Here is a 24,240-nt window from a genome sequence, read left to right as displayed (position 1 = left end):
GCCTGGCGCAACCACCCTCCTGCCCTCCTCGTCACCCCCCACTCAGCGCCGCATGAAGCGATGCCTCGGCTGCCTCAACCGGTGTTGCGCAGGCCTGCGGCGATACCGGCCACGGTCACCAGCAAGGCCTGCTCCAATGGGCTGTCCAGAGCGGCTTCACGGCTGCGCGAACGTGCCAGCAGCTCGGCCTGCAGGCGGTGCAGCGGGTCCAGGTAGGTATTGCGCAGGCTGATGAATTCCCGCGTCTCTGGGCTATGCGCCAGTAGCACCGGCTGGCCAGTGAGGCCCAGCACCACCTGGCACGACTGCGACAATAGGTCGCGCAGATGCGCGCCCAGCGCACGCAACCCCGGTTGCACCAGACGTTCGTCGTAGGCTTCGGCAATTTGCGCGTCGGCCTTGGCCAGGACCATCTCGAGCATATCGATGCGGGTGCGGAAGAACGGCCACTGCTCGCGCATCTGTGCCAGCAGATCGCCCTGGCCACGCGCCAGGGCGTTGCTCAAGGCCGTCTCCCAGCCCAGCCAGGCCGGCAGCATCAGGCGCGTCTGGGTCCAGCCGAAGATCCACGGGATGGCCCGCAGGCTCTCGATACCACCTGCGCGACGCTTGGCCGGGCGGCTGCCCAGCGGCAGGCGGCCAAGCTCCTGCTCAGGGGTCGATTGGCGGAAGTACTCGACGAAGTCCGGGTTTTCGCGCACCACGCCGCGATAGGCCTTCAGACCGTCCGCAGCCAGCTCGTCCATCAGTGCACGCCAGGCCGGCTCCGGCGGTGGCGGCGGCAACAGGGTGGCTTCGAGCACCGCCGCCAGGTAGAGGTTGAGATTCTGCTCGGCGATACCGGGCAAGCCGAACTTGAAGCGGATCATCTCGCCCTGCTCGGTGGTCCGGAAACGCCCCGCCACCGAACCCGGTGGCTGCGACAGGATCGCGGCATGGGCCGGGCCGCCGCCGCGACCGACGGTGCCACCTCGGCCATGGAACAGCAGCAGCTCGACCTGCTGCTCGCCACAGATGCGCACCAGGTTCTCCTGGGCACGGTACTGGGCCCAGGCGGCGGCGGTGGTGCCGGCGTCCTTGGCCGAGTCGGAGTAACCGATCATCACTTCCTGCGGGCCGCGCAGCCCGGCCCGGTAGCCCGGCAGGCCGAGCAGGCGCTCCATCACCGGGCCGGCGTTGTCCAGATCGGCCAGGGTTTCGAACAGCGGCACCACGCGCATCGGCCGGGTCAGGCCGGCTTCCTTGAGCAGCAGTTGCACGGCGAGCACATCAGAAGCCGCCCCCGCCATCGAAATCACATAGGACCCCAGCGAGGCCGCCGGGGCCGCAGCGATCTCGCGGCAGGTGGCGAGCACTTCGGCGGTGTCGGCCTGGGGCTTGAAGTGCCCCGGCAGCAGCGGGCGGCGGTTTTTCAGCTCGGCCTGGAGGAAATCGATGCGCTGCTCCTCGTCCCAGTCCGCGTAGCGGCCAAGACCGAGGTAATCGGTGATTTCCGACAGCGCGTCACGGTGCCGGGCGGCATCCTGGCGCACGTCCAGACGCCCGAGGAACAGGCCGAAGGTCACCGCGCGGCGCAGGGTATCGAGCAACGGCCCATCGGCGATCACGCCCATGCCGCATTCATGCAGCGACTGGTAGCACAACTCGAGCGGGGCTATCAGGTCGCGGTTATCGGTCAACACTTCGCTGCTGGCCGCCTGGCGGCCGGCCAACGAGGCGTGGGCCCAGGCGCGGGTCGCCCGCAGACGGTCACGCAACTGCTTGAGCAGTGCACGATAGGGTTCGGCGCTGTCGCCCACACGCTCGCGCACGGCGCTGCTGGCCTGTTGCATGGACAGCTCCGCGGCCAGTGCATCGATGTCACGCAGGAACAGGTCGGCGGCCATCCAGCGCGCCAGCAGCAGGACTTCCCGGGTCACCGCCGCCGTGACGTTGGGGTTGCCGTCCCGGTCGCCGCCCATCCACGAGGCGAAGCGGATGGGCGCGGCCTCCAGCGGCAGGCGCAGGCCGGTGGCCTCGAACAACGCCGCGTCGACCTTGCGCAGGTGGCTAGGTACCGCCTGCCACAGCGAGTGCTCGATGACCGCGAAGCCCCACTTGGCTTCGTCCACCGGGGTCGGTCGGGTACGACGGATCTCTTCGGTATGCCAGGCCTCGGCGATCAGCCGGCGCAGGCGCTCGCGCACCTGCTGGCGCTCGGCCTCGGTCAGGTCGCGGTGGTCCTGGGCAGCCAATTGCCCGGCGATGGCGTCGTACTTCTGGATCAACGTGCGCCGTGCGACTTCGGTGGGATGCGCGGTGAGCACCAGCTGGATGTCCAGCTTGGCCAGTTGCCGGGCCAGCGTGTCATTGCCGTGGCCAGCCTGCTTCAGGCGCGCCAGCAGCTCCGGCAGTACCCGCGCCTCGAACGGCTCCGGCTGGTCGGCATCGCGCCGGCGGATCAACTGGTACTGCTCGGCCATGTTGGCCAGGTTGAGGAACTGGTTGAAGGCCCGGGCCACCGGCAACAGGTCGTCTTCGCCAAGGTTGGCCAAGGTCGAGCTCAACTGCTCGGCGGCGCCGCGTCGGTCGGCCTTGGCGCTGTGGCGGATGTCCTCGATCTTGCCAAGGAACGCGTCGCCGTGCTGCTGGCGAATGGTCTCGCCGAGCAAATCCCCCAACAGATGGACATCTTCACGCAATCGCACATCGATATCGGTCATTGGCCCTCTCTTCGGCGCGGCTTGCCCGCACGCTTGTTGTCATCAGCACTGGCCCAAGAGTGCCCACAGCCGGGGCACCGTGGCAAGCCGCGATCAGCCAAAGCAAACTAAAGTGAATGCAGAGCACTCCCATGCAATGCAGCCTTTCGAGGCGTAGACAGAGGTCATCATGAAAATCCGTGAACTCGCGCAACATTGGGACCAGAACGCCGCCGGGCGCATGAGCCCGACCAGCCACGTGCTGCACCTGGACCTTGAGTCCGAGGCGCGCCTGGCCGCGCTGATCGAGATGTACCCCAAGCGCAAAGCCGAGGAACTGCTCGGCGAGCTGGTCGCCGCCGCGCTCGAGGAGCTGGAAGCCAGCTTCCCCTATGTGCAGGGCACGCACGTGATCGCCACCGACGAGGAAGGCGACCCGATGTATGAGGACGTCGGTTCCACCCCGCGTTTCCTGACGCTCTCCCGGCGCCACCTGCATGCGCTCAGCAACACCCCCGACAACAGCGAAAAATGACTAAAATCCAAGGGTTTGCCTGCCTGGAACGGCTCGCAAACCCGCATCCGGGCCCGCACTCGCTGGGCCTGATCACTGACTGATCAGTCAGAAATAATTGACACTCGATGTGTAATTTTTCGGAACCATTGGAAAAACCACCCAGTCCGAGCCAATAGCCATCACGCTAAAACCCTGCACACTGCCGTTGTGCACCGTTCGGCTGAAGCGCACGGAATGTCAGGGATTGAGCGATGGACTGCTACGGACATCGTCGTTATCAGGAGTGATCCAATGGAGCTGACCACCATGAAGACCCGCACTTTGCAATCCCCATCCACTCACGTGCGCGGGTTCAAGCTGGCCGCGCTGGCCCTGGGCAGTAGCCTGGTCCTGGCCGGCTGTGCCGGTAACCCGCCGACCGAGCAGTACGCCGTGACCCAGTCCGCCGTGAACTCTGCCGTCAGCGCGGGCGGCACCGAGTTCGCCGCCGTCGAGATGAAGTCGGCGCAGGACAAGTTCAAGCAAGCCGAAATCGCCATGCACGACAAGAAGTACGACGAAGCCAAGCGTCTGGCCGAACAGGCCGAGTGGGACGCCCGCGTCGCCGAGCGCAAGGCCCAGGCTGCCAAGGCCCAGAAGGCCGTGCAGGATGCCCGCCAGGGCGTTCAGGACGTACGTGAGGAAGGCCTGCGCAGCGCCGAATGAGGCCTGCCCTGCCAAACCCAGCCTTAGCCAACGATCAAAGGATGAACACTATGCGCAACTACGTCATGATTCCCGCCCTGCTGGCCCTGAGTGTCGGTCTCGCTGCCTGCTCGCACGACCCGAACCCGAACCTGGAGTCGGCCCGCACCAACTTCTCCTCGCTGCAGAGCGACCCGCAGTCGAGCAAGGTCGCCGCGCTGGAAACCAAGGACGCCCAAGACTGGCTGAACAAGGCCGACAAGGCCTTCATGGAGCGCGAGGACACTAAGAAGGTCGACCAACTGGCCTATCTGACCAACCAACGCGTGGAAGTGGCCAAGCAGACCATCGCCCTGCGCACCGCCGAAGGCGAGCTGAAAAACGCCTCGGCCCAGCGCGCCCAGGCCAAGCTCGATGCGCGTGACGCGCAGATCGCCAAGCTGCAGGAAAGCCTCAACGCCAAGCAGACCGACCGCGGCACCCTGGTGACCTTCGGCGATGTGCTGTTCGACTTCAACAAGGCCGAACTCAAGAGCAGTGCCTTCCCCAACATCACCAAGCTCGCCCAGTTCCTCCAGGAAAACCCTGAGCGCAAGGTGATCGTCGAGGGCTATACCGACAGTGTCGGTTCAGCCAACTACAACCAGAGCCTGTCCGAGCGCCGTGCCAACAGCGTACGCATGGCGCTGGTACGTGCCGGTGTAGACCCAGCACGCATCGTCGCCCAGGGCTATGGCAAGGAGTATCCGGTCGCGGACAACTCCAGCAACTCGGGCCGTGCGCAGAACCGCCGGGTGGAGGTGACCATCTCCAACGACAACCAGCCGGTGGCACCGCGTTCGGTTAGCCAGGGTTAAGCGACTCGGCTGGCTGAAAACGAAAACCCCGCCTTCGTGGCGGGGTTTTTCTTTCCTGAAGCCCGATAAAGGCACCTTTAAAAGCACCACTCAAAGCACTAGAATCTGTACACCGACAAACTCCCTCACGGGTTGATACAACTATGACCTACGCAGTCCTCGCCGATCTGGCAGCATCCATCACCGATTTGAAAAAAGACCCCATGGGTACCATCCGTGAAGCTGCCGGTGAAACCGTGGTCATCCTCAATCGCAATGAGCCGGCGTTTTACGCGGTACCGCCGGAACGTTACGAAGCGATGATGGAACTGATCGACGACATGCAACTCGCTGAGCTCGTGCGCCAGCGGCGCGGTGGGCCCACTGTAAAAGTGGACATCGATGAACTCATCGCCGAAGCCAGTAAAAAGCTACGTACTTGAATTCGAGGTCCGGGCACACAAGGAGTTTCGCAAGCTCGATGGCGAGCTACAGCTCCAGTTTGCCCGGAAATTGAAGGAACGCCTGGCCCAACCGAGAGTGGAAAAAGACAGATTGTCCGGCATGCAGGACTGCTACAAGATCAAGCTGCGATCAGCCGGATATCGTCTGGTTTATCAGGTTATAGACACGCGGGTGGTGGTGATCGTCCTCGCCGTCGGCAAGCGAGAACGAGGCGATGTCTATGATGCTGCCCAGGGCAGATTGAATTGAATGCGAAACCGCGCCATCGTTGCGGGCGAGCCCCTGTAGGAGCGGCTTCAGCCGCGAAAGGGCCGGTGCAGCCGATGACGCACTTGGCTCATTGCACCTGCTGCGGCGTGTCCTCGCCCATGCAGCGCACCGCTCGCTTGTGGTTGTCCACCAGCACCCCGGTCAGGCCTTTCTGCTGGGTATCAAACAGCACCAGCACGCCATCGACGCACTGGGCCACCTGCGGTGCCGGGTCCAGCGAAACCTTGTAGTCCTCGCCCGGCACTGTCTTGAGCATGGTGTAGTCCTGCAGCAACAGGGCATCCTCGGGTTTGGCGAAATGCAGGTAGCCGTAGTACCAGAGGGCCCCCACCGTCACGATGATGCTGCCGACGCCGGTCAGGATCAGCGGGATGGCGTTGCGGTCTTCACTCATTGCTTGTTCTTCTCATCAGGGTAGTTGGGCACTTCGGCAAGCCGCCGCAGGCCGTTGAAATGGCTGGGGTCGTCGAGGAAACGCAGCATCACCTGGCGCCACACCGGGTCGGCGAAGGTCTGCACATGGCCGCCCCGGGTCAGTTGCAGCACCCGCGGCGGTGGCGCGTGCTGGTACAGGCGGATGCCGTTGTCCATCGGTACCAGGTTGTCGTCGATGCTGTGGAAGAACAGCTTCGGCGGGCTGGTAAGGCGCTCGATGGAACGGATCGCGCTGTCACCGTCCGGCACCAGCCACGACAGCGGCACCTGCAGCGGCCAGGTCAGCCATGAGGTGTTCAAGGCATAGCGGCCAACCGCACGATAGCTGGCCGGCACGCCATCGAACACCAGGGCCTGGAAGCGCTTGCCTTGCTCGGGGTGCGCCGCCAGGTAGTGGATCGCCATCGCCCCGCCAAGGCTCTGGCCCAGCAGCACCAGCGGCTTGCCCCGGACCTCCGGCGCCTGGTCGAGCCAGGTCATCGCCGCATCGATATCGGCGTACACCTCAGGCAGGCTCGGCTTGCCCTCGGACAGGCCATAGCCACGGTAGTCGATCATCAGCACCTGGTAGCCCTGCTCAGGCAACCAGTAGCTGCCGCCCAGGTGCCCCGCCAGGTTGCCGCCATTGCCGTGCAGGTGCAGCACCGTGCCCTTGACCTCGACGCCAGCCTTGGCCGGCAGCCACCAGCCATGCAGGCGGATGCCGTCGGTGGTGGTCAGGGTGACGTCGCGGTATTCGAGCTTGGCCCGCTCGGGGGTGAACGGCTGGCCGGGCTCGGGGTAGAACAGCAAGCTGCTGCAGCCGGCCAGGCCAAGCAGGGCCACGGCCAGCGCCAGCAGGCGGCAGCGTTCAGAGAATGTTCGCGTAGTCGGCTTCAATGCGATCCAGGCTCAGGTGGTTGAGGAAGTTGGAGAAGCACATCCACGCCGACAGGGCGTTGAGGTCGCGGAACTGCTCCGGCAGGTACTTGGGCGGTTCCACCAGCCCTTCCTCCACCAGTTGGCGCAGGGTACGCATGTCTTCCAGGGTGGTCTTGCCGCAGAACAGCAGCGGGATCTGCTCGAGCTTGCCCTTCTTCACGGCCAACTGAATGTAGTTGTAAACCATGATGAAGCCCTTGAGGTAGGACAAGTCCTTGGTGAATGGCAAGCCATTGGGCACCGAACCGCGGAACACCCGGCTGGCATTGCTGTAGCTCTGCGCCATCTCGAAGCCCTGGGCGCGGAAGAATTCGTAGACCTGCATGAAGTCCGCGCCCTCCTCGACCATGTGGATGGCGCGGGTGCGGTTGGTCAACTTGCGCAGGCGGCTGGGGTAGGAGGCGAAGGCGATCACCTCCATGAGGATCGCCAGGCCCTCCTGGGTCACCGTCGAGGAGGGCGGGCCCTTGGCCAGGAAGGTGCAGATCGGCTGGTTGAGGCCGTTGAGCGTGGTACCGACGTGCACCAGCCCCTCGTGCACCTCCAGCGCGCGCACGTCGCGGCTGTTGAACATGGCATCGGCGCGCACCTTGATGTAGTCGGCGCCCGCCGCGGCGTCGGCGACGATACCGTCGGACTCGAACACGCGGATGGTCTCTTCAGCCTCGCCGAACACCTTGTTCAGGCGCCGCTGGAGAATGTCCACGGCTTCCTTGGCGGTGAGGTTCTTCGGTTCGTCCTTGAGGTCGCCACGGCCGTCGATGTTGTTCAGGTAGTCCGAGAGCATCAGGCCCAGGTCGGCCAGGGTCGGATCACCGGCGTGGAAGGCATCGGAGGCGGCACCGTAGAGTTCCTGGGAGATCAGACCGAAGTCCTCGGTACCGCGTGCCTCGAGCATGCGCACCACCATGCGGTACTCGCGGCACATGCGCTTCATGATCTGCCCGACCGGGTTGAACTGGCCCAGTTGGCGGATGATGTCGCGCTCGATGCCCTGAAACTCGGCCTTCACCGCGCTGGAGTCGAACGAGAGGGGGCGGGCCTGATAGTAGGCTCGATCCACCGCTGGCGGCTCCTTGCCCTTGGCCTTGAGAAAGCCCTGGCGGATGCTGTCATCCCACTTCACCGCGTCGAGGACGCGGATCGGCGTCTGCGCCGCGACGATGCGGTCGGACAGGGCGCGGATGGTTTGCTGGTATTCGTCCACCGGGGACTCCTTATTGGGACAAAGTGCCATGTCTTGCAGCGGCTGATAGGGCCTCTTCGCGGCTGAAGCCGCTCCTACAGGTACAGCGTTACCCTCTGCCTTGACGCTGTACCTGTAGGAGCGGCTTTAGCCGCGAAGAGGCCAACACGGTCATTTGCCGGCCCGCTGGAACCGCGCCACCTCGACGAACAAATCGGAGTTGGCCGGGTCGTCCAGGTACGCGAGCACCCGCTCGGCGGGGCTGTCGATCAGCACGCCTTCCCCGTTGTCGTCCGGCACCTCGGTGCTGCGCCCGCTCAGTTCCTTGTGCTGCACGGCCTGCTGCACCTGCTCGACATCGAGGTTGTAGACCACCAGTTCCTTGCCATCGACGACCTCGAAGCCGCCGATCAGGAAGTTGCCACCCAGGCGCTTGGGCACACCGGCCGAGAGATACCAGCGGTTGCCATGGCGCGACACGGTGAATACGTATTCCTCGGGCGCCTTGCCCTTGGCGGTGGCCACGGCCTTGTAGGCATCGCCGCCACTGCGGCTGATCACCAGCTTCAGTGGCTCGCCCCAGGCGTCCTTGCTGCTCCACTTGCCGAGCAGGGCCTTGGGCGCGGCCTGGTTGCTCGGCAGCGGCTCATGGAAGGTCACCAGACATCCGCCCAGCAGCAGGAATGACAACGTCAACAACACCACACGCCAGGCTTTCATCCGGTTCTCCTTGAAAATACGGTCTCGGCTCAGGCCGATGCCAGCACCAGGTGCAGGTAACGGGTAAGCATAGCGAGCATCTGCCCATCGGCTTGCGCGTCGGCAGCCTTGAGCAGGCCCTGATATTCCATCTGCACGATTATCGCCGTCAACATCTGGGCGTCCTGTTCCGGTTGCCGCGAGCCGACCACCTGGAGCATCTGCCGGGTGCCATGCAGCAGGATCTGCTCGTGGGCGCACACCAGCTCGGCCAGGCGTGGGCACAGCAGCGCCTCCTGGCGGAAGGCCTGCTCGGCCATCAGGAAGTCGCGGCGGCTGCGCAGTTGCCGCGATACATAATCGGCGGTCATCCGCGCGATCTCATCGGCCAACTGGGCACGCGCCTGTGGGCTGCCATCACCCTGGGCGAGCAATTGGCGCAGCACCACTTCGGTGTTGGCCCACAACTTCGCCATGTACGCGGCGCTGCGCTCGACGTACTGGGCGAAGGTATCGGTGAGCAAGTCTTCGATGTCCTTGAAGTAGTAGGTGGTGGCCGACAGCGGCACATCGGCCTCGGCGGCCACGGCGCGGTGACGCACGCCCCGCACGCCATCACGCACGACGATGCGCATGGCCGCGTCGAGAATCGCCTGGCGGCGCTGCTCGCTGCCCTGGCGGGCGGTCTTGCGGCCCTGGTACTGCACGCTTTCAGCGACGGCGGTGGCGATGCCAGCGGCACCTGGGTGGGCGATTGCGGGTGTCACGGGGGAAGTTACCTCATGGACTGTGGTTGTCTGTGCCGGCCCCTTCGCGGGTAAACCCGCTCCTACAGAATCCGAATGCGGTGGCGTCCCTGTAGGAGCGGGTTTACCCGCGAAGGGGCCAGCACAGACAAGATGAAGCTACAGGCAAGAAAAAGCCGCCCCGAAAGGCGGCTTGTTCAGTTCACTCAGGCCTGCGGACGCATGTGCGGGAACAGGATCACGTCGCGGATCGACGGCGAGTTGGTCAGCAGCATCACCAGGCGGTCGATGCCGATGCCTTCACCGGCGGTCGGCGGCATGCCGTATTCCAGTGCACGCACGAAGTCGGCATCGTAGTGCATGGCTTCGTCGTCACCGGCGTCCTTCTCGGCCACCTGGGCCAGGAAGCGTTCGGCCTGGTCTTCGGCGTCGTTGAGCTCGGAATAGGCGTTGGCGATCTCACGGCCACCAATGAACAGCTCGAAGCGGTCGGTCACGGCCGGATTGTCGTCGTTGCGGCGCGCCAGCGGCGACACTTCGAACGGGTACTCGGTGATGAAGTGCGGCTGCTCCAGCTTGTGCTCGACCAGCTCTTCGAAAATCATCACCTGCAGCTTGCCCAGGCCTTCGTGGCCGAGCACCTTGGCACCGGCCTTCTTGGCGATGTCGCGGGCACGGTCGACATCCTGCAGGTCGGCGGCGGTCAGCTCAGGGTTGTACTTGAGGATCGAGTCGAACACCGACAGGCGCACGAACGGCTCGCCGAAGTGGAACACCTTGTCGCCGTACGGCACGTCGGTGCTACCCAGCACCAGCTGCGCCAGCTCGCGGAACAGTTCCTCGGTGAGGTCCATGTTGTCGCGGTAGTCGGCGTAGGCCTGGTAGAACTCGAGCATGGTGAATTCTGGGTTGTGACGCGTCGAAACACCTTCGTTACGGAAGTTGCGGTTGATCTCGAACACTTTTTCGAAGCCACCCACAACCAGACGCTTGAGGTACAGTTCCGGCGCGATGCGCAAGAACATGGCCATGTCCAGGGCGTTGTGGTGGGTTTCGAACGGTTTGGCCGCAGCGCCGCCCGGGATGGTCTGCAGCATCGGCGTCTCGACTTCGAGGAAGTCGCGCTCGATGAGGAACTTGCGAATGTGCGAGATCACCTGCGAACGCACACGGAAGGTGTGGCGGGTTTCCTCGTTGACCATCAGGTCGACGTAGCGCTGGCGGTAGCGCTGCTCGGTGTCGGTCAGGCCGTGGTGCTTGTCCGGCAGTGGGCGCAGCGACTTGGTCAGCAGGCGCACGTGGGTCATCTCGACGTACAGGTCGCCCTTGCCGGAACGGGCCAGGGTGCCTTCGGCGCTGATGATGTCGCCCAGGTCCCAGGTCTTGACCGCGGCCAGGGTTTCTTCCGGCAGGGTCTTGCGGTTGACGTAGACCTGGATACGGCCGGTCATGTCCTGGATGACCATGAACGAGCCACGGTTGAGCATGATGCGGCCGGCAACCTTGACCGGGATCGCGGCTGCTTCCAGCTCTTCCTTGGTCTTGTCCGCGTACTGCTTCTGCAGGTCGTTGCAGTAGCTGTCGCGACGGAAGTCGTTGGGGAAGGCGTTGCCCTTGGCGCGCTCTGCGGCAAGCTTTTCCTTGCGCAGGGCGATCAGGGCGTTTTCTTCCTGTTGCAGGTCTTGCGATTCGGTCTTGAGGTCGCTCATGTCGTCATTCTTTCCATCAGGTATTCGTTGCCCTTTTCGGGCAGGGCACGCGACACCAGCGGGTGGCCGGGTGTCGCGGCAGTGGTGTACGGCTTACAGCCCTTGCTTGAGGCTCGCTTCCAGGTACTGGTCGAGATCGCCGTCCAGGACCTTCTGGCAATCGCTGCGCTCGACGCCGGTACGCAGGTCCTTGATCCGCGAGTCATCCAACACGTAGGAGCGGATCTGGTGGCCCCAGCCGATGTCCGACTTGCTGTCTTCCAGCGCCTGGGAAGCGGCGTTGCGCTTCTGCATTTCCAGCTCGTACAACTTGGCCCGCAGCATTTTCATGGCGGTGTCCTTGTTGGCGTGCTGGGAACGTTCGTTCTGGCAGGCCACCACGGTGTTGGTCGGCACGTGGGTGATACGCACCGCCGAGTCGGTGGTGTTGACGTGCTGGCCACCGGCACCGGAGGAGCGGTAGGTATCGATGCGCAGGTCGGACGGGTTGATCTCGATCTCGACCTTGTCGTCGATCTCGGGCGACACGAACACCGCCGAGAACGAGGTGTGGCGACGGGCACCGGAGTCGAACGGGCTCTTGCGCACCAGGCGGTGCACGCCGATCTCGGTGCGCAGCCAGCCAAAGGCGTACTCGCCCTTGATGTGCACGGTGGCACCCTTGATACCGGCGACTTCACCTTCGGAGAGCTCGATGATGGTGGCGTCGAAACCGCGCTTGTCGGCCCAGCGCAGGTACATGCGCAGCAGGATGTTGGCCCAGTCCTGGGCCTCGGTGCCACCGGAGCCGGCCTGGATGTCCAGGTAGGCGTTGTTCATGTCCATCTCGCCGCTGAACATGCGACGGAACTCAAGCTGGGCCAGGGATTCTTCCAGGGCCTGCAACTCGGTCTCGACATCGCTGACAGCGCCTTCGTCACCTTCCTCGACAGCCATGTCGAGCAGGTCCTTGCAGTCGGCCAGGCCGTTGGCCATCTTGTCCAGGGTCTCGACGACCTGCGCCAGCATGGCACGCTCGCGGCCCAGGGCCTGGGCGTACTCGGGCTTGTTCCAGACGGCAGCGTCTTCCAGCTCGCGATTGACTTCGATCAGGCGGTCATGCTTGTGATCGTAGTCAAAGATACCCCCGAATGGACTGGGAGCGTTCGGTGAGGTCCTTGATGGTGTTCAGGATCGGTTGGATTTCCATGGGTGCGCGGCTCTCGTACGAATTCGGTGAAAAGCCTGCGAGTATAACCGAGTCTGGCGCGGGGCGGCAGACCGAGGATATGGCCTTGTGTCGCCAAAAAGGACCGCCAGGCGCGCCCCCTCTCGACAGCTCAGGCCATGCCCACCTGGTTGCGCCCATTGTGCTTGGCCTGGTAAAGCCCCTTGTCTGCCGCCAGGATCAACTGCCGGCAATGGCTGCCGATCGGTGGTGTCTGGGTGGCCAGGCCGATGCTCACGGTCAGGCGTGAGCCGGCCTCGGGCGCGGTATGCGGGATGTCCAGGGCCAGCACCGTCTGGCGCAGCTTTTCGGCAATCAGCCGCGCCCCGCCCGGCGAGGTGTTGGGCAGCACCAAGGCGAACTCCTCGCCGCCATAGCGTGCCGGTAGATCGGTCGGCCGCGCGCATGAGCCACGCAGGGCCTCGGCGACCTGGCGCAAGGCCTCGTCGCCAGCCAGGTGGCCAAAGCTGTCGTTGTAGACCTTGAAGTAGTCGACATCGACCATCAGCAACGATAACTGCTGCTGTTCGCGCATGGCCCGGCGCCATTCGAGCTCGAGGTATTCATCGAAGTGCCGGCGGTTGGACAACCCGGTGAGGCCGTCGGAGTTCATCAGCCGCTGCAGCATCAGGTTGGTGTCGAGCAACTGCTGCTGGCTGACGCGCAGCGCGCGGTAGGCCTCGTCACGCTGCAACAGCGTCAGGTAGGAGCGCGAGTGGTAGCGAATGCGCGCCACCAGCTCGATGGTGTCCGGCAGCTTCACCAGGTAGTCGTTGGCCCCGGCGGCGAACGCCGCGCTCTTGACCAGCGGGTCTTCCTTGGTCGACAGGACGATGATCGGGATGTCCTGGGTGGCCGGGTTGTTGCGGTACTCGCGCACCAGGCTCAGGCCGTCGAGACCTGGCATGACCAGGTCCTGGAGGATCACCGTGGGCTTGATGCGCATGGCCTGGGCCACGGCCTGATGCGGGTCGGCGCAGAAGTGGAAGTCGATGTTGTCTTCCTGTGCCAGGCCGCGACGCACGGCTTCGGCGATCATTGCCTGGTCGTCGACCAGCAGCACCATCGCGGCGTTGTCGTTGGTGCTCAGCCCGTCGAGCGGTTGGTCATTCATCCTTTTTCACCCGATCAGCACCGGTCAGGCGGCCTGATTCCTTGCAAGTCATCATTTGCCAAAGATCTCCAGCAGTCGCCCGGCGATGCGCTCGAGCGGGCGGATTTCCACCGCCGCGTCAATCGCCGCAGCCGCCTTGGGCATGCCATAGACCGCGCTGCTCTGCTGATCCTGGGCGATGGTCAGGAAGCCCTGCTGGCGCATCAGTTTGAGCCCCTGGGCGCCATCGCGGCCCATGCCGGTCAACAACACCCCTACCGCATCGCCCCGCCAATACTGCGCCACGCTCTCGAAGAAGACATCGATCGAGGGCCGGTAGATCGCATCCACAGGTTCCGCAGTGTAGGCCAGTTGGCCGTTCTGCAGCAGGCGAATGTGGTGATTGGTGCCTGCCAGCAGCACCTGCCCGGGTTGCGGCGGCTCGCCTTCGCGGGCCAGGCGCACCGGCAGCTTGGCGGCACTGCCGAGCCATTCGGCCATGCCACCGGCGAACACCTGGTCGACATGCTGGACCAGCACGATGGCCGCTTGGAAATTGTGCGGCAGCCCCTTGAGCAGCACCTCCAGCGCGGCGGGCCCGCCGGCCGACGAACCGATGGCCACCAGGCCGTGACGCTGCACCGCGTCACGCACCGGTGCCGCCACCGCCGGGGTGGAGCGAGGCCGCTGGTGGCCGATCAGCCAACTGATGTTGAGGATCTTGCGCAGCAGTGGCGCCGCGGCCTCGCGCGGGTCGCCGCCGCCCACCGCCGGCGTGTCGACCACGTCCAGGGCGCCATGGCCCATGGCCTGGAACACCCGGTCCATGTTGCGCTTGCGGTCGACGGTGACGATGACGATGGCACAGGGCGTTTCGGCCATGATCCGTCGCGTGGCCTCGACGCCATCCATCACCGGCATCAGCAGGTCCATGAGGATCAGGTCAGGCGGGTTCTGCGCGCACTGGCGCACCGCCTCGGCACCGTCATGCGCCACCCATACCACCTGGTGGGCAGGCTCGAAGGCCAGGGCGCGGCGCAGGGCCTCGATGGCCAGGGGCATATCGTTGACGATGGCGATCTTCATCCCTGAGCACCTCCAATCAATTCACCGACGGCGTCCAGCAATGCGTCGTCATGAAAGCTGGCCTTGGCCAAATAGTAGTCGGCGCCAGCGTCCAGGCCACGCCGTCGGTCTTCCTCACGATCCTTGTACGACACCACCATCACTGGCAGGCCCTGCAGGCGCTGGTCACGGCGCACCAGGGTGACCAGCTCGATGCCGTCCATGCGCGGCATGTCGATGTCGGTGATCAGCAGGTCGAAACTGTCTGCGCGCAGGGCATTCCAGCCATCCATGCCGTCGACCGCCACCGCCACGTCGTAGCCTCGGTTGCTCAGCAGCTTGCGCTGCAACTCGCGCACCGTCAGCGAGTCGTCGACCACCAGCACGCGTTTGCGCGCCTGCCCCCGGCCACCCTGGCCGCCGTGCTCGACGCGCTCCAGGCGGCCGCTGCTGAGCAGTTTCTCCAATGAACGGAGCAGGTCTTCGACGTCGACGATCAACACTACCGAGCCGTCATCGAGCAGCGCCCCCGAGGAGATGTCCTGGACCTTGCCCAGCCGTGCGTCCAGTGGCATCACTACCAGCACCCGCTCGCCGACCAGGCGCTCCACGGCCACGCCGTACAATCGTTCACGCTCGCGGATCACCACCACCGGCAGGCGCGCCTGCTCGTCCTGCCCCGCAGGGCGGTTGAGCAACTGGCTGGCCGCCACCAGGCCGATATGTCGGCCTTCGTGCCAGAAATGCTGGCGCCCCTCGATCTGCACGATCTGCTCGGCATCGACCTCCAGGGTGCGTTCGATGTGCGCCAGGGGGAAGGCATAGGCCTCGCCACCCACCGTCACCACCAGGCTGCGTACCACCGACAGGGTCAGCGGTACTTCGAGGTGGAAGCGGCAGCCCTGGCCTGCCTGCTGGGTCAGCTCGATCGAGCCACGCAGGCCGCGCACCATATGCTGCACTGCATCGAGGCCGACCCCTCGGCCAGACACCTCGGTGACCTGGTCACGCAGGCTGAAGCCGGGCAGGAACAGGAACGCCAGCAGTTCTGCCTCGCTCATCCGCGCAACGGTCTCGGCCGGCGACAGACCGCGCTCGGCAATGCTCCGGCGCAGGCGCTCCAGGTCGATCCCGGCGCCATCGTCGATCAGTTCGAGCACCAGCAGGCCAGCCTGATGCGAGGCACGCAGGCGGATCACGCCCTCCTCCGGCTTGCCCGACAACAGCCGCTGCCCCGGGAGCTCGATGCCATGGTCGACGGCATTGCGCAGCAGGTGCGTCAGCGGCGCCTCGAGCTTTTCCAGCACGTCACGATCGACCTGGGTCTTCTCGCCTTCGATGTGCAGGCGCACCTGTTTCCCCAGCGAACGGCCAAGGTCGCGAACCATTCGGCTCTGCCCGCTGAGCACATCGGCGAACGGGCGCATGCGGCAGGCCAAGGCCGTATCGTACAAAGCCTGGGCGCGCTGGCTGGCCTGCCAGCCGAACTCATCCAGGTCAGCGGCCTGCTGTTGCAGGATCTGCTGGGTTTCCACCAGCAAGCGCTGAGTCTGGGCCAACGCCTCGAGCACCTCCGGCCCCTGCCCGCTGCCTTCAAGCTGCACCTTCAGGCCATCCAAGGCACGCATGCCCTGGCCATGCATGCGCTTGAGGCGCTGCAAGGTCGCCAGGTAGGGTTTCAGGCGCTGGGTTTCGACCAGCGCCTTGCTCGACAGATCGAGCAGGCCGTTGAGGCGCTCGGCGGTGACCCGCAACACCCGTTCGGCGCCTTCGGCGTTACGCTTGGTGGCCTTACGCGGTAGTGCCGGCTGCGCCTCGACTGCGGGCAAGGCTTGATAGGCCATGCTGTCGACAGGCAGCATTTCGGTCGCGGGCGCTGGGCCAGGAACTGGGCTGGGCGCAACCGGCAGCGGCAGCGGAGGCTGCGCGGTCGAGCCATCGAGCAGGCCGGCCAGGTGCGTCAGGAAACCCGCGACCGCAATCTCGCCCTGTGGATGACCGGGGGCGGCGATGTGCAACAGGATGTCGGTGCCGCGCAGCAACGCATCGATATGCTCCGGTCCCAGGCGCAAGCGGCCTTCTTGCGCCGCCACCAGGCAATCTTCCATGGCGTGGGCCACGCTGACCCCAGCGTCGATACCGACGATCCGCGCCGCCCCCTTGAGCGAATGGGCCGCGCGCATGCAGGCTTCGAGCTGGTCGGCCAGGGTCGGGTCGCGCTCCAGCGCCAGCAGCCCGGCGTTGAGCACCTGGGTCTGCGCCTCGGCCTCCAGGCCGAACAGTTCGAGCAACGATGCATCGCGCATTTGCTCTGGGGTCATGACAGGCTCCGCTGCACGGCAGACAGTAGGTGGTGTTCGTCCAGCACGCGCACGCTGCGCCCGCGCCATTGCAGTACGACAGCGGTGAACGGCATGGCGTCGGGGTCCTTGCCCGGCAGGGCCGGGTCGAGGCGATGGATGCCATCGATTTCATCGACGGCGATCACCACCGGCCCGCCCTCGGCGGCCAGGATGAGCATGCGGGGCAGCGCCCGCCCGACACGCTCGCTGGCCGGCGCCGCCGGCACCTCGAGCAGATCGGCCAGCGACACGCAGGGCACCAGCGCGCCACGCACATTGGCCACTCCCTGCAGCACCCGCGAACGCTGGTGGGGCAGCGAATGCACCGGCTGCATCGGCGCGACCTCGGCCAGGCAAGCGGTGGCCAAGGCCAGCCACTCCTCGCCCAGGCGGAACAGCAACAACGAGCGCCCGCTAGCGCGCTCGGGCGCTGGCGGGGGCACCGGCTCGTCCTCTTCGAGCAGCGCATAGCGGTCGAGCAGACGCGTGGCAGCCGCGGCATGGACTTCGCAGTTGCGGCAGTGGATGTGCCGTGCCAGCAGCGGGCACTGCTTGTCGCCATGCACGCCGATGCGGTTCCAGCAATCGTCGATGCGCAGGTCTTGCTGGGCGAGCGCTTGCAACAACTGTTCGCCATTCATCGTTCAGACTCCCGGCCAATCCGTGCGACTCGCTCGTGCAGGCGGCGGGCGCCTGCTTCATCGCCCTGGGCCGCCAGGAGCGTGGCCAGGTGCACCAGCGCCTCGGTGTGCTGCGGCTCCAGATACAACGCCTTGCGGTATAGGCCGAGCGCCTGGGCGGCGTCGCCTTCGGTGTCGCTGAGCAGCCCGAGCCAGTAGTACACCTGGGCGTTGGGCGGGAACGTCTGCAGGTAGCGCTGGCAACTGGCGCGGGCCTGGGCATTGTCGCCAGCGTTGGCCTGGCGGGTGATGCTGGCCAGCAACTGCTCGGCGCTTTCGGCCGGCTGCGGTGACGATGCCGGCGGCGCAATCGGCCTGGCCAGGCCCGGCGCGCTGCGCATGGGGCGGACGGCAGGCGGCATGGGCGCCGGGCGCTGCGGTACAGCCGTCGGGACAGGTGTGCCCGTGGCGCGCTCGTCCACCTGGCGGGTGTAGGCGAACGCCTGGGCAATACCCAGCGGCCGCATGCCCAGGCGCGCCAGCAGGCTGCCCTCGGCCGGGCCGATGAACAACACGCCCTGGGCGTGGGCCAGGCGCTTGAGCACCTCGAATACCCGCTGCTGGGTGGACGTATCGAAATAGATCAGCAGGTTGCGGCAGAACACGAAGTCATACAGCCCATCGCGGCTGGCCAGGGCCGGATCAAGCACATTGCCCACCTGCAGGCAGACCTGCTGACGCACCCTGTCGTGCAACCGGTGGCCGTTCTCGACCGGGTCGAAATGGCGGTCACGGAATGCCAGTTCACTGCCGCGAAACGCATTGCGACCATAGATCGCCTGCTCGGCCTTGGCCACCGAGCTGGGGCTGACGTCCATGCCATCGATGCGAAACGCCTGCGCCGGCATCCCGCTGTCGAGCAACGCCATGGCCAGCGAATAGGGTTCTTCCCCGGTCGAGCAAGGCAGGCTGAGCAGGCGCAGCGGGCGCGCCCCGGCCAGTTCGGCCAGGCGCTTGTGGGCCAGGCCGACCAGGGCGCTGAAGGACTCGGGATAGCGGAAGAACCAGGTCTCGGGGACGATCACCGCCTCGATCAGCGCCTGCTGCTCGTCCGCCGATTGCTGCAGGTACAGCCAATAGTCGTCGAGGTCCACCGCGCCGGTCGCCACGCAGCGTTGGCGCAAAGCCCGCTGCACCATCGGCACGCCGACCGAGTCGACATCCAGGCCGATCCGCGCCTGCAGAAAACGGAAGAAGCGTTGTTCGCTCATGCCACCCCCTCGCCATCAGTGGCGGGAAACAGCACCTGGCGCACCGCGTCGGTGAGCAACTGGTCCACCTCGATGCGCTGCAACAGGCCCTGGGCATCCTCGAGCACCGGCCCCAGGTAGCGGGCGTCGCCGTTTTCCAGGCCATAGGGCTGGAACGCGTCGGGCTGGCAGCGCAGGGTCTCGGTGGCCTGCTCCAGCACCAGGCCCAGCGCATGCTCGCCCTGGTAGCGCACCAGCACCAGGCGGGTGCTGGTGCGCTGTGCGGCGGGCTGAGCGAAGCTCAAGGCGGCCAGGTCGATCACCGGCACCAACAGGCCACGATGGGCGAGAATGCCCGCTACCCAGGACGGCGCCTGGGCAATCGGCTTGAGCGGGCGGCGAGGCAGCACTTCGATCACCTCGCGCACATCCAGGGCAAAGCGTTGCCCGCCAAGGTGAAACTGCAGGTACAGCGCGCCCTTGGCAGGGCCTGCCGTGGTCTTGGGGTGCAGGTCGTTCATCGTCGTCAGACTTTGAACCGCGACACACCACCGCGCAGGCCCGCGGCAACCTGGCTCAATTCGTCGATGGCGAAACTGGCCTGGCGCAGCGACTCGACGGTCTGGGTGCTGGCATCGCTGAGCTGGGCCAGCGCCTGGTTGATCTGCTCGGCGCCGGTGGCCTGGGCCTGCATGCCCTCGTTGACCATCAGCACCCGCGGCGCCAACGCCTGCACCTGGTGGATGATCTGGCTGAGCTGCTCGCCCACCTGGGTCACCTCGGCCATGCCGCGGCGCACTTCTTCGGAGAACTTGTCCATGCCCATGACCCCGGCCGACACCGCCGACTGGATCTCACGCACCATCTGCTCGATATCGTAGGTGGCCACGGCAGTCTGGTCGGCCAGGCGGCGCACCTCGGTGGCTACCACGGCGAAGCCGCGCCCGTATTCGCCGGCCTTTTCCGCTTCGATGGCGGCGTTGAGCGACAGCAGGTTGGTCTGGTCGGCGACCTTGACGATGGTCACCACCACCTGGGTGATGTTGCTGGCCTTCTCGTTGAGGATCGCCAGCTTGGCATTGACCAGGTCGGCGGCGCCCATCACCTGGTGCATGGTGTCTTCCATGCGCGCCAGGCCCTGCTGGCCGGACCCAGCCAGGCTCGACGCCTGGTCGGCGGCGCTGGTGACCTCGGTCATGGTGCGCACCAGGTCACGCGAGGTGGCGGCGATTTCCCGCGAGGTCGCGCCGATCTCGGTGGTGGTGGCCGCGGTTTCGGTGGCGGTGGCTTGCTGCTGCTTGGAGGTGGCGGCGATCTCGGTCACCGAGGTGGTCACCTGCACCGACGAACGCTGGGCCTGGGCCACCAGGTTGGCCAGGGCCTCGGCCATTTCGTTGAAGCCGTTTTCGATGACGCCGAACTCGTCCTTGCGATCCAGGCTCAGGCGCATGCTCAGGTCGCCCGAGCGCAGTTTGTCGAGCGCATCCACCACACGCTGGACGGGCCCGGTGATAGCGCGCAGCAGCAACAAGCCACACACGCCGGCGGCGATGATGGCCAGCAATAGCGATACCACCATGCTGCCCTTGGCGGTGGTCACCGCGCTGACGATCTGGCCGGAAGCGGCGTCGGTGGATTCGCGATTGTGCTCGATGACGATGTTCAGGTGGCTACGCCCTTCGAGCCAGGCCGGGGCCAGCACATCGTTGACCAGCCGCTGGGCTTCGGCGAAGTCGCGCTGGCGGTAGGCCTCCAGCACCTGGTCGACGATCTTCAGGTAGCTGTCCTTGAGCTTGACGAACTCATCGAAGCGCGTCTGGTCGTCGGCACTGTGGATGGTGGCCTGGTAGCTGGCCATGGTTTCCTTCAAGCGGTCATCGAAGCGCTTGAACAGCTCCATGTCGGTGTTGGTGATCTCGCGATGGTTGGACAACCCCACCAGTTGCTGGCTGGTGACGTACATGTCGACCCAGGCACCGCGGATCATCGAGCTGTAGTAAAGGCCTGGAATACTGTCGGTACCGACCGCTTGCTCGGCCTTCTCGATCGCCACCAAGCGCGAGTAGGCGGCAACGATCATCAGCAGCATGACGGCGATGATCACGGCGAAACTTGCCAGAATCCGTTGGCGCAAGGTCCAGTTCTTCACATTCAACCCTCAGGAATTCACTACGAGCGGGAAAAATCGCCGAAGTATAGCCCAGGGTTCCTACGCTTTTGCGGCTGGAGTGAGGGTTAAAGCGGCATCCCTGCCGGAAAAAGGCCAATTGCCTGCATCCGCGACCGATCAAGCCGCGCCGGTTTGGCGTACCTGCTCTTCGAGGGCTTGGCGCAAGGCAGGGTCCAGGCCAAGCTGGCGGGCCAGTTCGTCGAGATAGGCGCGCTCCATGAAATGCTCCTCGTCGACCATCATCACGCTGGCCAGGTACATCTCGGCGGCCATTTCCGGAGTCTGGGCGGCGCGGGCCACTTCGGCGGGGTCGAGCGGCTTGTTCAATTCGGCATGCAGCCAGCGCTGCAGTTGCTGGTCATTGTCCAGGCGGGTGAACTCGCCTTCGATCAGTTCGCGTTCGCGGGCGTCGATATGGCCGTCGGCCTTGGCTGCCGCCACCAGCGCCCGCAACACCGCCTGGCTGTGCTGCTCGGCCTGGGCCGGGGGCACCCGGTCGAGGGTCTGCGGCTCGCTGGCCTGGGTATGGCCCTGGCGTGCCTGCCAGTTGCCGTAGGCCTTGTAGGCGAGTACCCCGAGCGCCGCCAGACCACCGTAGGTCAAGGCCTTGCCGCCATACTTGCGGGCCTTCTTGTTGCCCAGCAACAGGCCCATGGCTCCTGCAGCCAGGGCCCCGCCACCCGCGCCGGAGAGCAGGCTGCCAAGGCCGCCGGCGGCGGGCTTGCCGGCACCAGCGCTTTGCTTGTCGAGCAGCGCCTGGCCAGATTTGAGCAGTTGGTCGAGCAGTCCACGGGTGTTCATTACACGCATCTCCAGGGTGCACAGATGAAGCGCCAGGGTAAGCGTTGCCCGCGCCCAGGCCACCGATGGATTTGCTTCGGGATGTTGCATGGGCGGGCAAAAAGCCAACTAGACTCGTCTTCGCCAACACCCTGCATAGACACACTACGCTTATAACGATCGATTCACTGCTTTCTTGACGACTGCCCCGACCAAAATCTCCAAGAAGAGGGAACACCATGTCAGTGCACAAGACCGCATTGCTCGGCGCCGTGACCGGCGCACTGCTGGCCAGCGCCAGCCTGCAGGCCGCCGAGCTGCCCAAGGCCCTGGGCGAAGGCGAAGGGCGCCTGGATATCGTCGCCTGGCCCGGCTATATCGAACGCGGTGAAAGCGACAAGGCCTACGACTGGGTCAGTGGTTTCGAAAAGGAGACCGGCTGCAAGGTCAGCGTCAAGACTGCCGCCACCTCCGACGAGATGGTCAGCCTGATGACCAAGGGCGGCTACGACCTGGTCACCGCCTCGGGCGATGCCTCGCTGCGGCTGATCGTCGGCAAGCGCGTGCAGCCGATCAACACCGCGCTGATTCCCAACTGGAAGAACATCGACCCACGCCTGCAGAACGGTGATTGGTACGTGGTCGACAAGCAGGTCTATGGCACGCCGTACCAGTGGGGCCCCAACGTCCTGCTGTACAACACCTCGGTGTTCAAGCAGCCGCCGACCAGCTGGAGCGTGGTGTTCGTCCGGCAGGACCTGCCGGACGGCAAGCCCAACAAGGGCCGCGTGCAGGCCTACGACGGGCCGATCTACATCGCCGACGCGGCGCTGTACCTGAAGTCGGCCAAGCCTGAGCTGGGCATCAAGGACCCGTACGAGCTGAACGAAGACCAGTACAAGGCGGTACTGGAACTGCTGCGCCAGCAACAGCCGCTGGTGCACCGCTACTGGCATGACGCCACGGTGCAGATGAGCGACGTCAAGAACGAAGGCGTGGTCGCCTCGAGTTCGTGGGGCTACATGGTCAATGGCCTGAAGGCCGAGAACCAGCCGGTGGCCTCGACCATTCCCAAGGAAGGCGCCACGGGCTGGGCCGACACCACCATGCTGCACAGCGAGGCCAAGCACCCCAACTGCGCCTACAAGTGGATGGACTGGTCGCTGCAGCCGAAGGTACAGGGCGATGTGGCGGCCTGGTTCGGCTCGCTGCCAGCGGTGCCGGCCGCCTGCACCAGCAGCGAGCTGCTCGGGGCCGAAGGCTGCAAGACCAATGGCTTCGACAACTTCGACAAGATTGCCTTCTGGAAGACCCCGCAGGCCCAGGGTGGCAAGTTCGTGCCTTATAGCCGCTGGACCCAGGATTACATTGCGATCATGGGCGGGCGTTGAGGCCCGGGGTTATCTGCACCGGCCTCTTCGCGGGTAAACCCGCTCCTACAGGGAACGCGCCGCTCTTGTAGGAGCGGGTTTACCCGCGAATAGGCAGTAACAGGCAATACACAGTCAGCCGAGTACCGCCCATGCCCCTAGCCGTCCAATTCACCCAGGTCTCCCGCACCTTCGGCGAGATCAAGGCCGTCGACCAGGTCAGCATCGACATCGACGACGGCGAGTTCTTCTCCATGCTCGGCCCCTCCGGCTCGGGCAAGACCACTTGCCTGCGCCTGATCGCGGGCTTCGAGCACCCCAGCAGCGGCTCCATCCGCATCCATGGCGTGGAGGCCGCAGGCGTGCCGCCCTACGAGCGCGACGTCAACACCGTGTTCCAGGACTACGCGCTGTTCCCGCACATGAACGTGCTCGACAACATCGCCTACGGCCTCAAGGTCAAGGGCGTGGCCAAGGCCGAGCGCCAAGGCCGCGCCGAGGAGGCGCTGGCCATGGTCGCCCTGGCCGGCTATGGCCAGCGCAAGCCGGCGCAGTTGTCCGGCGGCCAGCGCCAGCGCGTCGCCCTGGCCCGCGCCCTGGTCAACCGGCCGCGGGTGCTGCTGCTCGACGAACCGCTCGGGGCCCTCGACCTCAAGCTGCGCGAGCAGATGCAGGGCGAGTTGAAGAAACTCCAGCGCCAGTTGGGCATCACCTTCATCTTCGTCACCCACGACCAGACCGAGGCACTGTCGATGTCCGATCGGGTGGCGGTGTTCAACCGCGGGCGTATCGAGCAGGTCGACACCCCGCGCAACTTGTACATGCAGCCGGCCACTACCTTCGTCGCCGAGTTCGTCGGCACCTCCAACGTGGTGCGCGGGGCGCTGGCCGAACAATTGAGCGGCAAGGCCCTGCCCTTCTCCATTCGCCCCGAGCACATCCGCCTGGGCGAGCCCATGGCAGGCGGCGATCTCGTGCAGGTCAGCGGCGTGCTGCGTGACGTGCAGTACCAGGGCAGCTCGACCCGTTACGAGCTGCAACTGGACAGTGGCCAGTCGCTGGCGGTCAGCCAAGCCAACGACCGTTGGCAGGCACGTGGCCCGTCCTGGCAGACCGACCAGCGCGTGCTTGCCTACTGGCCCCGGGAAGCGATGACGGCGCTGCGCGACAGCACCGCAGCCGAGGGCCATTGAG

The 24,240-nt window shown here is 65.4% G+C and carries 23 protein-coding genes; 7 read left to right on the top strand and 16 right to left on the bottom strand.

Translation table 11 applies throughout. The features are described 5' to 3' along the window. Nucleotides 1–74: 74 nt before the first annotated feature. Nucleotides 75–2,702: a phosphoenolpyruvate carboxylase gene (gene ppc, locus IAE37_RS08585; protein WP_201172276.1), complete on the bottom strand. Its 2,628-nt coding sequence runs from the start codon at nucleotides 2,700–2,702 to the stop codon at nucleotides 75–77. A 169-nt stretch (nucleotides 2,703–2,871) separates the two neighbouring features. On the opposite strand from ppc, the gene IAE37_RS08580 reads away from it, so the two are divergent. The 5 genes from IAE37_RS08580 (at nucleotide 2,872) to IAE37_RS08560 (ending at nucleotide 5,432) form a co-directional block, all read left to right on the top strand. After that, nucleotides 2,872–3,216 carry a pilin assembly protein gene (locus tag IAE37_RS08580; protein WP_201172274.1) on the top strand — a complete coding sequence of 115 codons (345 nt, stop codon included), beginning with the start codon at nucleotides 2,872–2,874 and terminating at the stop codon, nucleotides 3,214–3,216. Between the two features lie 273 nt (nucleotides 3,217–3,489). Next, nucleotides 3,490–3,903 (top strand): DUF4398 domain-containing protein, encoded by a 414-nt coding sequence (locus tag IAE37_RS08575; RefSeq protein WP_201172272.1) that lies wholly within the window; start codon nucleotides 3,490–3,492, stop codon nucleotides 3,901–3,903. A 50-nt stretch (nucleotides 3,904–3,953) separates the two neighbouring features. Next, nucleotides 3,954–4,739 (top strand): OmpA family protein, encoded by a 786-nt coding sequence (locus tag IAE37_RS08570; RefSeq protein WP_201172270.1) that lies wholly within the window; start codon nucleotides 3,954–3,956, stop codon nucleotides 4,737–4,739. Between the two features lie 143 nt (nucleotides 4,740–4,882). Next, nucleotides 4,883–5,161, top strand: coding sequence for a type II toxin-antitoxin system Phd/YefM family antitoxin (locus IAE37_RS08565; protein ID WP_201172268.1), 279 nt, complete (start codon nucleotides 4,883–4,885; stop codon nucleotides 5,159–5,161). Continuing rightward, the gene (locus tag IAE37_RS08560; protein WP_201172266.1) at nucleotides 5,121–5,432 is read left to right on the top strand and encodes a type II toxin-antitoxin system RelE family toxin; all 312 of its coding nucleotides are present in this window, start codon (nucleotides 5,121–5,123) and stop codon (nucleotides 5,430–5,432) included. The genes IAE37_RS08565 and IAE37_RS08560 overlap by 41 nt, the downstream gene beginning before the upstream one ends. An 88-nt stretch (nucleotides 5,433–5,520) precedes the next feature. Here IAE37_RS08560 and IAE37_RS08555 read toward each other — a convergent pair whose 3' ends face one another. The 15 genes from IAE37_RS08555 to IAE37_RS08485 form a co-directional block, all read right to left on the bottom strand. Continuing rightward, a complete protein-coding gene (locus IAE37_RS08555; protein ID WP_201172262.1) occupies nucleotides 5,521–5,847 on the bottom strand; it encodes a hypothetical protein in 327 nt (108 codons plus the stop codon). Next, nucleotides 5,844–6,767, bottom strand: a complete 924-nt coding sequence (locus tag IAE37_RS08550) for an alpha/beta hydrolase (RefSeq protein ID WP_201172260.1) — start codon at nucleotides 6,765–6,767, stop codon at nucleotides 5,844–5,846. The genes IAE37_RS08555 and IAE37_RS08550 overlap by 4 nt, the downstream gene beginning before the upstream one ends. After that, nucleotides 6,739–8,046, bottom strand: coding sequence for a flavohemoglobin expression-modulating QEGLA motif protein (locus IAE37_RS08545; RefSeq protein ID WP_201172258.1), 1,308 nt, complete (start codon nucleotides 8,044–8,046; stop codon nucleotides 6,739–6,741). Before IAE37_RS08545 ends, IAE37_RS08550 begins: the two co-directional genes overlap by 29 nt. Before the next feature lie 120 nt (nucleotides 8,047–8,166). Beyond that, a complete protein-coding gene (locus IAE37_RS08540) occupies nucleotides 8,167–8,715 on the bottom strand; it encodes a hypothetical protein (RefSeq protein ID WP_201172257.1) in 549 nt (182 codons plus the stop codon). A gap of 29 nt (nucleotides 8,716–8,744) precedes the next feature. Beyond that, the gene (locus IAE37_RS08535; RefSeq protein WP_201172439.1) at nucleotides 8,745–9,449 is read right to left on the bottom strand and encodes a TetR/AcrR family transcriptional regulator; all 705 of its coding nucleotides are present in this window, start codon (nucleotides 9,447–9,449) and stop codon (nucleotides 8,745–8,747) included. A gap of 197 nt (nucleotides 9,450–9,646) precedes the next feature. Further along, nucleotides 9,647–11,149: a lysine--tRNA ligase gene (gene lysS / locus IAE37_RS08530; protein WP_201172255.1), complete on the bottom strand. Its 1,503-nt coding sequence runs from the start codon at nucleotides 11,147–11,149 to the stop codon at nucleotides 9,647–9,649. A gap of 93 nt (nucleotides 11,150–11,242) precedes the next feature. Beyond that, nucleotides 11,243–12,338 (bottom strand): peptide chain release factor 2 gene (gene prfB / locus IAE37_RS08525; protein ID WP_201172253.1). Its coding sequence is split into 2 segments (ribosomal slippage): nucleotides 11,243–12,265 and nucleotides 12,267–12,338, totalling 1,095 coding nucleotides; the frame shifts between segments, so codons are not numbered across the junction. Between the two features lie 130 nt (nucleotides 12,339–12,468). Then, on the bottom strand, nucleotides 12,469–13,470 hold the full coding sequence (locus IAE37_RS08520; RefSeq protein WP_201172251.1) for a response regulator: 1,002 nt from the start codon (nucleotides 13,468–13,470) through the stop codon (nucleotides 12,469–12,471). A gap of 51 nt (nucleotides 13,471–13,521) precedes the next feature. After that, nucleotides 13,522–14,535 (bottom strand): chemotaxis response regulator protein-glutamate methylesterase, encoded by a 1,014-nt coding sequence (locus tag IAE37_RS08515; protein WP_201172249.1) that lies wholly within the window; start codon nucleotides 14,533–14,535, stop codon nucleotides 13,522–13,524. Continuing rightward, entirely contained in the window at nucleotides 14,532–16,835 is a 2,304-nt protein-coding gene (locus IAE37_RS08510) for a hybrid sensor histidine kinase/response regulator (protein ID WP_201172246.1), read from the bottom strand. Before IAE37_RS08510 ends, IAE37_RS08515 begins: the two co-directional genes overlap by 4 nt. Then, nucleotides 16,832–17,497 carry a chemotaxis protein CheW gene (locus IAE37_RS08505; RefSeq protein WP_201172244.1) on the bottom strand — a complete coding sequence of 222 codons (666 nt, stop codon included), beginning with the start codon at nucleotides 17,495–17,497 and terminating at the stop codon, nucleotides 16,832–16,834. Before IAE37_RS08505 ends, IAE37_RS08510 begins: the two co-directional genes overlap by 4 nt. Continuing rightward, a complete protein-coding gene (locus IAE37_RS08500) occupies nucleotides 17,494–18,747 on the bottom strand; it encodes a CheR family methyltransferase (RefSeq protein WP_201172241.1) in 1,254 nt (417 codons plus the stop codon). The genes IAE37_RS08505 and IAE37_RS08500 overlap by 4 nt, the downstream gene beginning before the upstream one ends. After that, on the bottom strand, nucleotides 18,744–19,247 hold the full coding sequence (locus tag IAE37_RS08495; protein WP_201172238.1) for a chemotaxis protein CheW: 504 nt from the start codon (nucleotides 19,245–19,247) through the stop codon (nucleotides 18,744–18,746). Before IAE37_RS08495 ends, IAE37_RS08500 begins: the two co-directional genes overlap by 4 nt. Before the next feature lie 5 nt (nucleotides 19,248–19,252). Next, nucleotides 19,253–20,875 (bottom strand): methyl-accepting chemotaxis protein, encoded by a 1,623-nt coding sequence (locus IAE37_RS08490; protein WP_201172236.1) that lies wholly within the window; start codon nucleotides 20,873–20,875, stop codon nucleotides 19,253–19,255. Between the two features lie 138 nt (nucleotides 20,876–21,013). Further along, on the bottom strand, nucleotides 21,014–21,697 hold the full coding sequence (locus IAE37_RS08485; protein WP_201172234.1) for a tellurite resistance TerB family protein: 684 nt from the start codon (nucleotides 21,695–21,697) through the stop codon (nucleotides 21,014–21,016). A gap of 218 nt (nucleotides 21,698–21,915) precedes the next feature. Here IAE37_RS08485 and ydcS point away from each other — a divergent pair, with 218 nt between their 5' ends. Then, a complete protein-coding gene (gene ydcS, locus IAE37_RS08480) occupies nucleotides 21,916–23,067 on the top strand; it encodes a putative ABC transporter substrate-binding protein YdcS (RefSeq protein WP_201172232.1) in 1,152 nt (383 codons plus the stop codon). Between the two features lie 131 nt (nucleotides 23,068–23,198). Further along, a complete protein-coding gene (locus IAE37_RS08475; RefSeq protein ID WP_201172230.1) occupies nucleotides 23,199–24,239 on the top strand; it encodes an ABC transporter ATP-binding protein in 1,041 nt (346 codons plus the stop codon). Nucleotide 24,240: the final 1 nt, after the last annotated feature.

This window comes from Pseudomonas sp. S31 (genome assembly GCF_016648105.1).
In the GTDB taxonomy this organism is placed as follows: domain Bacteria; phylum Pseudomonadota; class Gammaproteobacteria; order Pseudomonadales; family Pseudomonadaceae; genus Aquipseudomonas.
This window is presented reverse-complemented; position numbering and strand designations above follow the sequence as displayed.